Below are 13,601 nucleotides of genomic sequence, written 5' to 3'. Positions count from 1 at the left end.
CCACATTGGAATCCCATGACCAAATACAGCCTGCGTGCGCGCATGATGATCCTGATTCTGGCCCCGACCTTGCTGATTGGTTTGCTGCTCAGCACCTTCTTCGTGGTGCACCGCTATAACGAGCTGCAGGAGCAATTGGTCGACGCCGGCGCCAGCATCATCGAGCCGCTGGCGGTGGCCAGCGAGTACGGCATGACGTTCCGCAGCCGCGAATCGGTCAGGCAGTTGGTCAGCCTGTTGCACCGCCGCCATTCGGACATCGTGCGTTCGATCACCGTGTTCGATGCGCAGAACAATTTGTTCGTCACCTCCAATTATCATCACAACTTCGCTCAGCTACAGCTGCCGAAAGGCGTGCCGTTGCCCACCGAGCTGATGCTCACCCGACGCGGCGATTCGCTGATCCTGCGCACGCCGATCCTGTCGGAAAGCCAGTATCCGGATGAAACCGCCGACGGCGGCAGCCACCCCGACAACAACCTGGGTTATGTGGCGATCGAGCTGGATCTGCAGTCAGTGCGGCTGCAGCAATATAAAGAGGTCTTCGTCTCCACCCTGCTGCTGTTGCTGTGCATGTGCATCGCCATCCTGTTCGCTTACCGGCTGATGCGCGACGTGACCGGCCCGATCCGCAACATGGTGAACACCGTCGACCGCATCCGCCGCGGCCAGCTCGACAGCCGCGTGGAGGGCTACATGCTCGGCGAGCTGCACATGCTGAAGAATGGCATCAACTCGATGGCGATGTCGCTCACCGCCTATCACGAAGAGATGCAGCAGAACATCGATCAGGCCACCTCCGACCTGCGTGAAACCCTGGAGCAGATGGAGATCCAGAACGTCGAGCTGGATCTGGCGAAAAAACGCGCGCAGGAGGCGGCGCGCATCAAGTCCGAATTCCTGGCCAACATGTCGCACGAGCTGCGTACACCGCTCAACGGCGTGATCGGCTTCACCCGCCAGATGCTGAAAACCGATCTGAGCGCGACCCAGACCGATTATTTGCAGACCATCGAACGCTCGGCCAACAACCTGCTGACCATCATCAACGACGTGCTGGACTTCTCCAAGCTGGAAGCCGGCAAGCTGGTGCTGGAGCATATTCCTTTCGCCCTGCGTGAAACGCTGGACGAAGTGGTGGTGTTGCTGGCGCCCAGCGCCCACGACAAGGGGCTGGAGCTGACGCTGGATGTGCACAACGACGTGCCGGAGCAGGTGATCGGCGACTCGCTGCGCCTGCAGCAAATCATCACCAACCTGCTGGGCAACGCCATCAAGTTCACCGAAACCGGCAATATCGACATTCGCGTCGAGCTGCGCAAACAGCTGGATCGCCGGGTGGAAGTGGAAGTGCAGATCCACGACACCGGCATCGGCATCTCCGAACGCCAGCAGTCGCAGCTGTTCCAGGCGTTCCGTCAGGCGGACGCCAGCATCTCCCGCCGCCACGGCGGTACCGGGCTGGGGCTGGTGATCACGCAAAAACTGGTGAAAGAAATGGGGGGCGATATCTGCTTCCACAGCCAGTTGAACCGCGGCTCGACCTTCTGGTTCCACATCACGCTGGATCTGAACGAGGGCATGCTGTCGCTGGCGCCGAGCCTGCCGGACCTAAGCGGCAAAACGCTCGCCTATATCGAGTCCAACCCGACGGCGGCGCAGGCGACGCTCAACATGCTCAGCATCACGCAGCTGGTGATCACCCACTCGCCGACGCTGGGCCAGTTGCCGCCAGGCCACTATGACTTCCTGCTGGCCGGCGTACCCATCCCGTTCCGCGACAACATGGCGCAGCACGAGGACAAATTGCTGGCCTCGCTGAAGCTGGCCGATCGGGTGATTCTGGCGCTACCGTGCCAGGCGCAGATCGACGCCGAGCTGCTTAAACAACAAGGCGCGCTCGGCTGTCTGATCAAGCCGATCACCAGCACCCGACTGTTCCCGCTGCTCCGGATGGAAGCGCCGGCACGCCTCACCGCGCAGCCTGAGCGTAAACGCCTGCCGCTGACGGTGATGGCGGTTGACGACAACCCGGCCAACCTGAAGCTGATCGGCACGCTGCTGGGGGAACAGGTAGAAAAAACCCTGCTGTGCGAGAGCGGTGAGGAAGCGCTGGCGCTAGCGCGCGACAACGTGCTGGATTTGATCCTGATGGACATTCAGATGCCGAAGATGGACGGCATTCACGCCAGCGAACTGATCCGCCAGCTGCCGCATCACAACTCCACGCCGATCGTCGCCGTTACCGCCCATGCCGCCAGCGGCGAGCGCGAGCACCTGCTGCAGGCCGGGATGGACGACTATCTGGCCAAACCGATCGACGAGAAAATGCTGACCCGCGTGCTGTCGCGCTACCACAGCGGCGACGTGGAAAACGCCATCGCCGACGACGCACCGCTGTCGCTCGACTGGCCGCTGGCGCTGCGTCAGGCGGCCAACAAACCGGACCTGGCGCGCGATCTGCTGCAAATGCTGCTCGATTTCCTGCCGCAGGTGCGCGAACGGGTACAGGCGCTGCTCGACGGCCAGCATGACGACGAGATCCTCGATCTGGTCCATAAGCTGCACGGCAGCTGCAGCTACAGCGGCGTGCCGCGCCTCAAGCAGCTGTGTTTCTACCTCGAGCGGCAGCTGCGTCAGGGCATCACCAACGACGAACTGGAGCCGGAGTGGCTGGAGCTGTTGGATGAGATTGAACTGGTGATCCACGCGGCGCGCGCGCATCTGGCGCAACCCGCCTGAATCCTCAGGCCATAACGCAAAAAGGCACGCCGCAGCGTGCCTTTGTTTTTAACGCCTGACGCCTATCACTGCGCCAGCAGGTACAGCTGGCTCTCGCCGCGTTGAATATTCAACGCCAGTACCGACGGCTTGCTGTCGAGGATTTTACGCAGCTCACCCAGGTTTTGGATCGGCTGCTGGTTCACGCCCAGGATCACGTCGCCCTTTTTCAGGCCGATGCGCGCCGCGGCGCTGCCGGCTTTCACGCTGTCAACCTTGACGCCCTTCACGTTGCCGACCTGGGTGTTGCTCAGCTCGGCGCCTTCAATGCCGGTGTAGATATTGCCCGAGGCCACCTGGGTCTGCGCGCTTTGCTCCAGCGTGACGTCAATCGTCACCGGCTTGCCGTCGCGAATAATGCCCAGCGACATCTTGCTGCCGACCGGCAGCGTGCCGATCTCCGCCCGGAACGAGGCAAAGCTGGAGATGGCCTTGCCGTTCATGGTGACGATCACGTCGCCGGCCTTGATGCCCGCCTTCGCCGCGGAAGACTTCGGCATCACCTGGCTGACGAAGGCCCCGCGCTGCGCGTCGACCTTCATCGCCTTGGCCAGCTCAGAGTTCAGCTCGGTACCCATGATGCCCAGCTCGCCGCGTTTCACCTGGCCATATTCGACCATTTGCGCCGTCAGGTTTTTCACCATGTTGCTCGGAATGGCGAAGCCGATACCGATGTTACCGCCGTCCGGCGCCAGGATCGCGGTGTTGATGCCGATCAGCTCGCCGTTGAGATTAACCAGCGCCCCCCCGGAGTTACCGCGGTTGATCGCCGCATCGGTCTGGATAAAGTTTTCGTAGTTTTCGATGTTCAGGCCGCTGCGCCCCAGGGCGGATACGATGCCCGAGGTGGCGGTTTCACCCAGCCCGTACGGGTTGCCGATCGCCACGGTGTAATCGCCGACGCGCAGCTGATCGGAATCCGCCATCTTGATCGCCGTCAGGTTCTTGAAGTCTTTCAGCTGGATCAGCGCAATATCGGAACGCGGATCCTTGCCGATCACCTTGGCGTCGAAACGGCGGCCGTCGCTCAGTTGCACCTGGATCTTGTTGGCGTTGTCCACCACGTGGTTATTGGTCACCACGTAGCCCTTGGCGGCATCGATGACCACCCCGGCGCCCAGCGCCTGGAATTTCTGCTGCGTGCCCTGCGGCTGGCCATCCGGCCCAGGCTGTTCGCCGCCCTGACACATCGGCGAGCCCTGGAACGGCGAGCCGTCCTGGCAGAACGGCGAATCTTCGCCGAAGAACTGTTGGAACTGCTGCGGCATGCGCGGCGTATTGACCGTGGTGCTGCCCTCAACGTTAATGCTCACCACGGAAGGCATTACCTTTTCCAGCATCGGCGCCAGGCTCGGCAGCTGTTGGGTGCTGGAAGAGGCGGTTTCAGCGGCGCTGGCCGTGACCGGGCCCATCGCCATACCGATACTGAATGCCAGTGCGCTCAGAACTAATGCAGTTTTTTTCATCTGTGTGTCTCTTATAAAGTCGTTCAAAAAGAATGGCTGTCTTGCGTGCTTATTCAGAGTTAATTAATAGCCCGAAGTTCCGGCACAGATGATTGGCAATAGTAAACAAATATTGTCCGTCTTTACAAAACTCGAGACAGCCAACCGATTGGAATTGCTAAAATTATTCTTCAGCGTAATTATTCCGCCGCCATCAATCGACGATATTCGTCATAGGCGTAAAGGTCGGTCATTCCGCTGATATAGTCCTGCAATAAACGCGCGCGGAAATAATATTCCCGAATGGCTTGCTGCTCCGGCGATAAATGCTGCAGCCCCTCTACCGCCTCCGCATACGCCAGCCGATGCTTGGTGGACAGCTTGTGGAACAGGCGCGTTTCGATCGGGTAAGCGCGATGGCTGTCCTCGCGCACCAGTTGGCTGAAATCCGCCAGCGACATCGCCAACAGCGGGCTGTAAATGTCCAGCAGGCCGCTGATCACCCGGTAGCCTTGCAGCTCGAGTTGCTCGACCTCCGGGTGGTTGAACACGTGCTTGAACGCCACATTTTTAAATATTTTCAGCAGCCGGTACGCCGGGCTGGAGTCCTCCAGCAGCGCCTGATTGAAACTGCCCTGATAGACCGCGTCCAGATTGTCGATAAAGCGCTGCGCCGCGTGCGGCACCAGCCGCGCCACGGTAAACACCCGCAGATACATGAAGAACTGATCTTCCGCGCTGCGCCGCGCGCCGCCGCGATCGATCTTGCGAAACGCGCTGGCGACGGTCTTGTCGAACAGATCGCCCGGCACCACCTCGCCCCACTCCTGAACCAGGTGCTGATACAGCTGCTCGACGGTGAAAATGCTCTTCTCCACCGCGTCTTCCAGATCGGCCACGCAGTACGAGATATCGTCGGCGGCCTCCATGATATAGGTCAGCGGGAAACGATCGAACTCGCCCATGTGCAGCTCGCGCCGCAGCCGATCGACGAAGGCCTCTTCCGCCAGATAGTAGCCGGGCTTTTTCATCAGGTAACTGTGGCTGGCGGGGATGTCGCTCGCCCAGTAGGCCGGGCGGGTGTATTTCAAAATGCAGCCGACCTGCGCGTAGGTCAGGTTGAGCTTGAGCAGGCTGTACACCATGCGGATCGCTTGGGCATTGCCCTCGAAGTGGCTGAGATCCTGACGGATCCGGCTGCGCAGCCGGTTCAGATCGCTCTCCCCCTCATGCAGGCGCAGCGTCGCCACCTGGCAGCGATCGTGGCTGCCCGGCTCGCTGCCGCAGCTGGCGGGATCGAGCCGTTGGGCAAACCAGTCGTTGATCGCCGACTCGCCGAAGTGACCGAACGGCGGATTGCCGATGTCGTGCATCAGGCAGGCCATTTCCACGATGCTTTCAAACGGATCGAGCAGCCGGGTCAGGCCGAGCTCATCAATTCTCCCCGCCTGTTTGAAGCGGTTGAGGATCTCTTTGGCGATGTGGCGCCCAACCTGCTGCACCTCCATCGAGTGCGTCAGGCGGCTGCGCACCGCCGCGTTGCGCTCCAGCGGAAACACCTGGGTTTTTTGCTGCAGACGGCGAATGGCGGCCGAGTTGACGATGCGCCCGCGATCGCTCTCGAACTGCCGCACGATGTCGTACTCTTCCTCGGCCTCGATCGGTTTGCTGAAAGGCCGTTGGAAGCTGATTTTTTGCTTGAAGTCGATCCCGGACATCTGTTTCTCCGCCGTTGCGCCCTGCCCCCGTGATAACAATTCCCGGCAGCGGATGCAACGCATTATCTCTCATACACAGCCATGATAGACTATGCCGCAATTCTCACGGCCAATCAGCGAGTGTTATTTATGAAAGTAGGCATCATCGGCGCAATGGAGCAGGAAGTCACCCTGCTGCGCGATCAAATCGAAAACCGTCAAACCATCCAGCGTGCGGGCTGCGAAATCTACACCGGCCAGATCGGCGGCGTTGACGTGGCTCTGCTGAAATCCGGCATCGGTAAAGTCTCGGCGGCCATGGGCACCACCCTGCTGCTGGAACACTGCAGCCCGGATCTGGTGATCAACACCGGTTCCGCCGGCGGCCTGGCCAGCACCCTGCGCGTGGGCGATATCGTGGTGTCGGAAGAAGTACGCTACCACGACGCCGACGTCACCGCCTTCGGCTACGAGCCGGGCCAGATGGCCGGCTGCCCGGCGGCGTTCGTCGCCGACGACGCGCTGATCGCGCTGGCGGAAAGCTGCATCAAACAGCTGGATCTGCACGCGGTGCGCGGCCTGATCTGCAGCGGTGACGCCTTCATCAACGGCGCCGAGCCGCTGGCGCGCATTCGCGCCACCTTCCCGCGCGTCGCCGCCGTGGAAATGGAAGCCGCAGCGATCGCCCACGTCTGCCATCTGTTCGGCACGCCGTTCGTGGTGGTGCGCGCCATTTCCGACGTCGCCGACAGCGAATCGCACATGAGCTTTGACGAGTTCCTGGTGGTAGCGGCCAAGCAGTCTACGCTGATGGTCAACGCCATGCTGCAAACCCTGGCCAAGCGCGGTTGATGTGAGGCTGCGCTTCACCTCGATGCTCTGTCTGTTGGCGCTCTGGCTGGCCATGCCGGCCGGCGCCGCTCAGCGGGTGATCAGCCTGGCGCCCAACGCGACCGAACTCGCCTATGCCGCCGGCATGGGCGATGTGCTGGTGGCGGCGAGCGCCTATTCCGATTATCCGCCGCAGGCCGCCAAGCTGGAGCAGGTAGCCTCCTGGCAGGGCATCAATCTGGAGCGGGTGCTGGCGCTCAAGCCAGACCTGATCCTCGCCTGGCGCGGCGGCAATCCGCAGCGCGTGCTGGATCAGCTCGCCGCGTTCGGCATCCCGATTTTCTATGCGGACGCCGACACCCTCGAAGGGATCGCCGGTTTGCTGGACCAGCTGGCGCAATACAGCCCGCACCCGGAGCAGGCGCATCAGGCGGCGGAGGGCCTTCGCCGCCAGTTCGCCGCTCTCAAACAACAGTATGCCGCTAACCCATCGCGGCGCGTGCTGCTGCAGTTCGGCACCCAGCCACTGTTCACCAGCGCCGGCGCCACATTGCAAAGCCAGGTGCTGGCGCTGTGCGGCGGGCAGAACGTCTTCGCCGACAGCCGCACCCCTTGGCCGCAGATCAGCCGCGAGCAGGTGTTGGCGCGCCAGCCGCAGGCCATCGTCATCACCGGGGGCGCGAAAGAAGCCGCCAGTGTGAAAGCCTTCTGGGCCCCGCAGCTGCAGGTGCCGGTGATCGCGCTGAACGAAGACTGGTTCAACCGCGGCGGGCCGCGCATTGCGTTGGCGGCGCAGCAGCTGTGCCGCCAGCTGGCGGAGATCCGCTGATGCTGGTGTTCTGGTTGGATATTCTCGGCACCGCGGTGTTCGCCGTCTCCGGCGTGCTGTTGGCCGGCAAGCTGCGCATGGATCCGTTCGGCGTGCTGGTCTTGGGTGTGGTCACCGCGGTCGGCGGCGGCACCATCCGCGACATGGCGCTGGCCAACGGCCCGGTGTTCTGGGTCAAGGATCCCACCGATTTGGTGGTGGCGATGATCACCTGCGTCTTGACGCTGCTGCTGGTGCGCCAGCCGCGCCGGCTGCCGAAGTGGGTGCTGCCGGTGCTGGACGCCGTCGGGCTGGCGGTGTTCGTCGGCATCGGCGTCAACAAGGCCTTCGCGGCCGGCACCGGCCCGCTGGTGGCAATCTGCATGGGGGTGATCACCGGCGTCGGCGGCGGCATTATCCGCGACGTGCTGGCGCGCGAGATCCCGATGATCCTGCGCACCGAAATTTACGCCACCGCCTGCATCATCGGCGGCATCGTGCACGCCACGGCGTTTTACACCTTCCACATGCCGCTGCAACAGGCCATGATGCTGGGCATGATCATCACCCTGGCCATTCGCCTCGCAGCCATCCGCTGGCACCTCAAACTGCCCGCCTTTATTCTCGAACGCTGAGCCGTCGCCCTGCGGGGCGACGCTTTGCAACGCCGCACCTGGTGATTTATTAGACTATTAACGGGGTTAATGGTATTATTTTCGACCAAAAAATAGCGTAGTGACGATGTAAAATTCTGTTATCCGCAGGTTAATCCCTTCCCCGCGCTGTTAAAACTTTTTAACTTTTTGCCGATAAGTCATCACAAGATGGCTTACGGATGACTATTCCCGCAATGATGAAAAAAATTCTGCTTGCCTGCTGTGGCACCCTGCTGAGTGGCGCCGCGTATGCCGATGCCGTCAGCGGCCAGATCGGCGTTACCCTGACCATTGAACCGCAATGCGCCGTGCGCCTCGAGGCCGCCGCCCCACAGGCCGAATGTAGCCACGCGACGGCGCAGCCGAACATCATCCACAGCCCACCGGCACAGGAGAACGGTGCGGAAGTGATCCTCGTGGAATGGTAGGCATAAAAAAACCCGCCGGCCGTAAGGCGAGCGGGTTGATGTTCTGACAGGCAAACTCAGATGCTGAACGACGAACCGCAACCGCAGGTGGTTTTGGCATTCGGGTTGGTCACCACGAAGCGCGACCCTTCCAGCCCTTCGGTGTAGTCCACCGAACCGCCAACCAGATACTGCAGGCTCATCGGATCGACCACCAGCGCCACGCCCTGCTTCTCGATGGTCATGTCGCCATCGTTGACCTTGTCGTCAAAAGTGAAGCCGTACTGGAATCCGCTGCAGCCGCCGCCGGTAATGTAAACCCGCAACTTCAGGTTCGGGTTTTCTTCGTCAGCAATCAGGAACTTAACCTTGTTTGCTGCTGCCTCGGTAAATTGCAGGGGCAGTGCCGTTTGATCACTCATACTCTTTACTCCCAACATTGTTCAGCATCAGATCGCTACTATGGCTGCCTGATTAATATTAACGATTATCCGATACCTGAGTGTTGCGTTCAAGTATTCACCGCATTTGTTGTATTTTCCTTACCTGTTTTCTCCGCCGCTTCCCGTGCCAGCTGCGCCTCCTGCCTTTGCAGCGTGCGAGCCAGGATCGACGAATACAGCGGCTTGCCACCGAGCAGCTGCGCCACTACCGTGGCGCCGAGGCAGGTGATAATCATCGGTAAAATGAGTTGGTAGTTGTCGGTCATTTCCAGCACCAGCACGATGCCGGTCAACGGAGCGCGCACCGTAGCGGCGAACAGCGCCCCCATGCCGGCGATGGCGAAGGTGCCCGCCTCGATGCCGTACTGCGGGAACAGATGCGCCCCCGCCAGCCCAAAGGCGGTGCCGAACAGCGTGCCCAACGCCAGCATCGGCGCAAAGATGCCGCCCGGCGCGCCGGAGCCGAAGCACAGCAGCGTAGTGAAGATGCGGGTGATAAAGATAAACATCAACATGCCGACGCTGTAATTGCCCGCCGCGGCGATCGGGATCAACCCAAAGCCGCCGCCCGCCGCCTCCGGCTGGATCAGCCCCAGAATGCCGCACACGCCGCCGAGCAGCCCGCCCATCAGCAAGATATTCCGCATTCTGCCGCCGTGCAGGCGCGCAAACATGTCTTGAGTGCGGAAAATCAGCGCGTTGAACCCCACGCCCACCGCACCGAATATCGCCCCCAGCACCAAATAGAGCCACAGGGTATTGATGGGCGCCGAAGAAAGTTTGTCGACCGCGATCACCGAACCCTGGCCGTTAAACAGCTGGAATACCACGCTCGACATGATCACGCCGATAAACACCGCTTTAATCGAGATCAGGTTGTAGCGGAACTGCGGCCGCATCTCTTCGATGATGAACAAGATGCCGGCTAGCGGCGCGTTGAACGCGGCGGATAACCCGGCGGCGGCCCCGGTCGCCAGCAGCGTATGACGCGCCTCGGCGCCGCGAATGCGCAGCACGTCCAATACCATGCGCCCGACGTTGCCGCCCATTTGCACCGTGGGGCCTTCGCGCCCCAGCACCATGCCCGCCCCCAGCGTGCCCATGCCGCCGATGAATTTCACCGGGATCACGCGCCACCAGCGCACCGGCCGCAGCTCCTCCAGCGCACCTTCGATCTCCGGAATGCCCGAGCCGCCCGCCTCAGGCGCAAAGCGCCGCACCAGGTAATAGCCCAGCGCCGCCAGCGCGGCGGACAGGATAAACGCCAGCGGCCACACCAGGATCCAGGAGTCGGCGACCTGCGCCAGCGAAGCCAGCCGCTGCTGCTGCACCCACTCCACCGCCTTATCGAAGGCCACGCCGAGCAAACCGGCCAGCGTCCCCACCAGCGCGGCCATTACCAGGATCGCCACCGGGGTCTTATCGCGGCGAATAAACTGACGCACCGCATCGCTGCGGCTAAGACGCGGGCTCAACGTCCCGACTGGCTGTGATTGTGATTCCGTCATCGCGAGTAATTCGTCAGGTAATTTGTAATACAAATAGGCAAGGCGGTTATTCTACCCCAACCCGGTGGCGGGCGCTGCCGTTAATGGTATCTGACTGTGATCGTTTCATAACGCGGCGCTCTCCTCTAGAATAGCGCGGTCAAATCATTCAAAAGAGAATCCAGGAGCCGATTTATGAGCCTACACAGCAAGTCCGAAAGTCTGTACGCCCAGGCGCAACAGTTGATCCCCGGTGGGGTGAACTCTCCGGTGCGTGCATTCACCGGCGTAGGCGGTGTGCCGCTGTTTATCGAGCGGGCTGACGGGGCTTACCTGTTCGATGCCGACGGCAAGGCCTATATCGACTATGTCGGTTCCTGGGGGCCGATGGTGCTGGGGCACAACCACCCGGCGATCCGCGACGCGGTGATCGAAGCGGCGCAGCGCGGCCTGAGCTTCGGCGCGCCGACCGAGATGGAAGTCAAAATGGCGCAGCTGGTCACCGAACTGGTGCCTACCATGGATATGGTGCGTATGGTGAACTCGGGCACCGAAGCCACCATGAGCGCCATCCGCCTGGCGCGCGGCTACACCAACCGCGACAAAATCATCAAGTTCGAAGGCTGCTACCACGGCCACGCCGACTGCCTGCTGGTGAAAGCCGGTTCCGGTGCGCTGACCCTCGGCCAGCCGAACTCACCGGGCGTGCCGGCCGACTTCGCCAAGCACACCCTGACCTGCACCTATAACGACCTGGATTCGGTGCGGGCCGCCTTCGAGCAGTACCCGTCCGAGATCGCCTGTATCATCGTCGAGCCGGTTGCCGGCAACATGAACTGCGTGCCGCCGCTGCCGGAATTCCTGCCGGGCCTGCGCGCCCTGTGCGACAAGTACGGCGCACTCTTGATCATCGATGAAGTGATGACCGGTTTCCGCGTGGCGCTGGCCGGCGCACAGTCCTATTACGGCGTTGAGCCGGATCTGACCTGCCTCGGCAAAATCATCGGCGGCGGCATGCCGGTGGGCGCCTTCGGCGGCCGCCGCGACGTGATGGACGCGCTGGCGCCGACCGGCCCGGTCTACCAGGCGGGCACCCTGTCCGGCAACCCAATCGCCATGGCGGCGGGCTATGCCTGCCTGACCGAAGTATCACAGGTAGGCGTGCACCAGACGCTGACCGAACTGACCGAAATGCTGGCCGCAGGCCTGCTGCATGCGGCGCAGGAAGAGAATATCCCGCTGGTGGTCAACAACGTCGGCGGCATGTTCGGCCTGTTCTTCACCGACGCGCCGACAGTGACCTGCTATCAGGACGTGATGCAGTGCGACGTGGAACGCTTCAAGCGCTTCTTCCACCTGATGCTGGAGGAAGGGGTGTATCTGGCGCCGTCCGCCTTCGAAGCGGGCTTCATGTCCGTGGCGCACAGCAAGGAAGATATTCAGCGCACCATCGACGCCGCGCGTCGCTGCTTCGCCAAGCTGTAATCCCGGCCGAATGGCCAAAAAAACGGGCGCCTCGGCGCCCGTTTTGTTTTTCGCAGCCGCTTAAAGCAGCGTGCCGTAAATGGTCAACAGCGCCACCACCACCACGATGATCATCGTCACCTTGCGAGCCAGCGTCACCGCCGCCCGCGGCGTTTGCACCGGGTCCATATGCGGATCGCGCGCCAGCGAGAACTGCGCCAGCCGCGTCAACACCTGATACGACGACGAATGCCGATCCCCCAGCGAGGCGAACCAGGCCGGCAGCGCACGCTCGCCGTGGCCGAACAGCGCGTAGGCCACCCCGGCCAAACGCACCGGGATCCAGTCCAACCAGTTCAGCAGATGATCGATACCCGACTGCGAACGCTCCAGCGGCGTATTGTGACGCGCCAGCCAGGTTTGATAGGCGCGCAGGAAGGCATACCCCGCCAACGCGATCGGCCCGTAAGGTCCAAAGACCACGAACCAGAACAGCGGCGCCAGGTAATAGCGGAAATTGATCCACAGCAGCGCGTTTTGCAGCTCGCGCAGGCGCAGCTCTTCGCTGCAGTCCACCGGCAAACCGTGGATCAACGCCAGCTCTTCCGCCATCTGATCGCTGGCGTGGGTATCGCCCTGCCGCGCCGCTTTGAGGTAGGCGCGGTAGTGTTTGCGCTTGATGCCGGCGCCGACGCACAGCAGATCGATGACAATCCACAGCAGCAGCGTCACCACGCCGAAGAACAACCCGTGAGACAGCCACAGAACGCCCCAGACGATCACCATCCAGGCGGCGGTCATCGCCAGCGTCTGCGCCAGCGAAACCCGATGCAGCCGCTGAAACACCACTTCGAGACGGTGGTCCAGCTGCCAATGTTCTCCCAGCTTAAACAGGCGCTCCCAGGCCAAAACCAGCAACAGCGTAAACAGCGTCATTAGCGATTCCTCTCCCTTTTTCTTGTCTCAAGCATAGCGTCGGCGGGCGCATCGCGTTGTTCCAGAGATGCCAGATAGCGATCCCAATCGAACGCCGGCCCGGGATCGGTCTTGCGGCCGGGGGCGATATCGCAATGCCCAGCGATATTGGCCACCAGCGGCGGATAATGTTCGGCCAGCAGCGCGGTGACCGCCTGCAGCGTGCGGTATTGCGCCTCGGTGTAAGGCAACAGATCGGTGCCTTCCAGCTCGATGCCGATGGAGAAATCGTTGCACCGATCGCGCCCCTGATACAGGGAAACGCCCGCGTGCCAGGCGCGTTGGTCGAAGGGCACATACTGCACGATCTCCCCGTCGCGGCGGATCAGACAGTGCGCCGACACCCGCAGCTGATGGATCTCGGCGAAATAGGGGTGCTGCGCGGGATCGAGCGTACCGGTAAACAACTGGTCGATATAGGGGCCGCCGAACTCGCCGGGCGGCAGGCTGATGTTGTGGATGACCAGCAGCGAGGGGGGCTCGTCATCCGGGCGCCGATCGCAGTGCGGCGAGAGCACTCGCGTCACCCCGACAATCCAGCCATTTTCCAACTGCATCAGACACCTCTCTGCGGTGGTACTTATTCCTGCAACAGAGTAGCATGTTC

General features: G+C 61.9%; 12 protein-coding genes. 6 read left to right on the top strand and 6 right to left on the bottom strand.

All coding sequences use genetic code 11. From position 1 onward, the window contains the following. Positions 1 to 15 precede the first annotated feature (15 nt). Entirely contained in the window at positions 16 to 2,742 is a 2,727-nt protein-coding gene (barA, locus tag AC4PR2_RS06610; protein ID WP_038873538.1) for a two-component sensor histidine kinase BarA, read from the top strand. Positions 2,743 to 2,807: 65 nt separating this feature from the next. Here barA and degP read toward each other — a convergent pair whose 3' ends face one another. Both degP and dgt read right to left on the bottom strand, forming a co-directional pair. Then, positions 2,808 to 4,247, bottom strand: coding sequence for a serine endoprotease DegP (gene degP, locus AC4PR2_RS06605; RefSeq protein ID WP_033637134.1), 1,440 nt, complete (start codon positions 4,245 to 4,247; stop codon positions 2,808 to 2,810). Positions 4,248 to 4,426: 179 nt separating this feature from the next. Beyond that, positions 4,427 to 5,944 carry a dGTPase gene (gene dgt / locus AC4PR2_RS06600; protein WP_142109276.1) on the bottom strand — a complete coding sequence of 506 codons (1,518 nt, stop codon included), beginning with the start codon at positions 5,942 to 5,944 and terminating at the stop codon, positions 4,427 to 4,429. 129 nt (positions 5,945 to 6,073) lie between these two features. On the opposite strand from dgt, the gene mtnN reads away from it, so the two are divergent. From mtnN to AC4PR2_RS06580, 4 genes are all read left to right on the top strand, one after another. Further along, complete coding sequence (gene mtnN / locus AC4PR2_RS06595) at positions 6,074 to 6,775, top strand: 5'-methylthioadenosine/S-adenosylhomocysteine nucleosidase (protein ID WP_049200308.1); 702 nt, start codon at positions 6,074 to 6,076, stop codon at positions 6,773 to 6,775. Between the two features lie 22 nt (positions 6,776 to 6,797). Next, positions 6,798 to 7,583 (top strand): vitamin B12 ABC transporter substrate-binding protein BtuF, encoded by a 786-nt coding sequence (gene btuF / locus AC4PR2_RS06590; protein ID WP_064290783.1) that lies wholly within the window; start codon positions 6,798 to 6,800, stop codon positions 7,581 to 7,583. Continuing rightward, on the top strand, positions 7,583 to 8,197 hold the full coding sequence (locus tag AC4PR2_RS06585; RefSeq protein WP_038873529.1) for a TRIC cation channel family protein: 615 nt from the start codon (positions 7,583 to 7,585) through the stop codon (positions 8,195 to 8,197). Before btuF ends, AC4PR2_RS06585 begins: the two co-directional genes overlap by 1 nt. A 215-nt stretch (positions 8,198 to 8,412) precedes the next feature. Next, positions 8,413 to 8,646 (top strand): hypothetical protein, encoded by a 234-nt coding sequence (locus AC4PR2_RS06580; RefSeq protein WP_060422507.1) that lies wholly within the window; start codon positions 8,413 to 8,415, stop codon positions 8,644 to 8,646. A gap of 56 nt (positions 8,647 to 8,702) precedes the next feature. On the opposite strand, the gene erpA is transcribed toward AC4PR2_RS06580, so the two are convergent. Next, on the bottom strand, positions 8,703 to 9,047 hold the full coding sequence (gene erpA, locus AC4PR2_RS06575) for an iron-sulfur cluster insertion protein ErpA (protein WP_004932708.1): 345 nt from the start codon (positions 9,045 to 9,047) through the stop codon (positions 8,703 to 8,705). An 89-nt stretch (positions 9,048 to 9,136) separates the two neighbouring features. After that, positions 9,137 to 10,576, bottom strand: a complete 1,440-nt coding sequence (gene clcA, locus AC4PR2_RS06570) for a H(+)/Cl(-) exchange transporter ClcA (RefSeq protein WP_049200304.1) — start codon at positions 10,574 to 10,576, stop codon at positions 9,137 to 9,139. A gap of 174 nt (positions 10,577 to 10,750) precedes the next feature. Here clcA and hemL point away from each other — a divergent pair, with 174 nt between their 5' ends. Then, positions 10,751 to 12,040, top strand: coding sequence for a glutamate-1-semialdehyde 2,1-aminomutase (gene hemL / locus AC4PR2_RS06565; protein ID WP_049272773.1), 1,290 nt, complete (start codon positions 10,751 to 10,753; stop codon positions 12,038 to 12,040). A gap of 60 nt (positions 12,041 to 12,100) precedes the next feature. Here hemL and ampE read toward each other — a convergent pair whose 3' ends face one another. Further along, entirely contained in the window at positions 12,101 to 12,955 is an 855-nt protein-coding gene (ampE, locus tag AC4PR2_RS06560; RefSeq protein WP_033631795.1) for a beta-lactamase regulator AmpE, read from the bottom strand. Continuing rightward, positions 12,955 to 13,551, bottom strand: a complete 597-nt coding sequence (gene ampD / locus AC4PR2_RS06555; protein ID WP_084826845.1) for a 1,6-anhydro-N-acetylmuramyl-L-alanine amidase AmpD — start codon at positions 13,549 to 13,551, stop codon at positions 12,955 to 12,957. Before ampD ends, ampE begins: the two co-directional genes overlap by 1 nt. Positions 13,552 to 13,601: the final 50 nt, after the last annotated feature.

This window comes from Serratia sp. A07, from assembly GCF_058725505.1.
The sequence above is the reverse complement of the archived record's forward strand: the minus strand, read 5'-3'. Positions and strand labels throughout refer to the sequence as shown.

Excerpts from the sequence above, each read along its gene's own strand:
- barA (WP_038873538.1), top strand. The coding sequence starts at position 16 with ATGACCAAATACAGCCTGCGTGCGCGCATGATGATCCTGATTCTGGCC.
- degP (WP_033637134.1), bottom strand. The coding sequence starts at position 4,247 with ATGAAAAAAACTGCATTAGTTCTGAGCGCACTGGCATTCAGTATCGGT.
- dgt (WP_142109276.1), bottom strand. The coding sequence starts at position 5,944 with ATGTCCGGGATCGACTTCAAGCAAAAAATCAGCTTCCAACGGCCTTTC.
- mtnN (WP_049200308.1), top strand. The coding sequence starts at position 6,074 with ATGAAAGTAGGCATCATCGGCGCAATGGAGCAGGAAGTCACCCTGCTG.
- btuF (WP_064290783.1), top strand. The coding sequence starts at position 6,798 with ATGCTCTGTCTGTTGGCGCTCTGGCTGGCCATGCCGGCCGGCGCCGCT.
- AC4PR2_RS06585 (WP_038873529.1), top strand. The coding sequence starts at position 7,583 with ATGCTGGTGTTCTGGTTGGATATTCTCGGCACCGCGGTGTTCGCCGTC.
- AC4PR2_RS06580 (WP_060422507.1), top strand. The coding sequence starts at position 8,413 with ATGATGAAAAAAATTCTGCTTGCCTGCTGTGGCACCCTGCTGAGTGGC.
- erpA (WP_004932708.1), bottom strand. The coding sequence starts at position 9,047 with ATGAGTGATCAAACGGCACTGCCCCTGCAATTTACCGAGGCAGCAGCA.
- clcA (WP_049200304.1), bottom strand. The coding sequence starts at position 10,576 with ATGACGGAATCACAATCACAGCCAGTCGGGACGTTGAGCCCGCGTCTT.
- hemL (WP_049272773.1), top strand. The coding sequence starts at position 10,751 with ATGAGCCTACACAGCAAGTCCGAAAGTCTGTACGCCCAGGCGCAACAG.
- ampE (WP_033631795.1), bottom strand. The coding sequence starts at position 12,955 with ATGACGCTGTTTACGCTGTTGCTGGTTTTGGCCTGGGAGCGCCTGTTT.
- ampD (WP_084826845.1), bottom strand. The coding sequence starts at position 13,551 with ATGCAGTTGGAAAATGGCTGGATTGTCGGGGTGACGCGAGTGCTCTCG.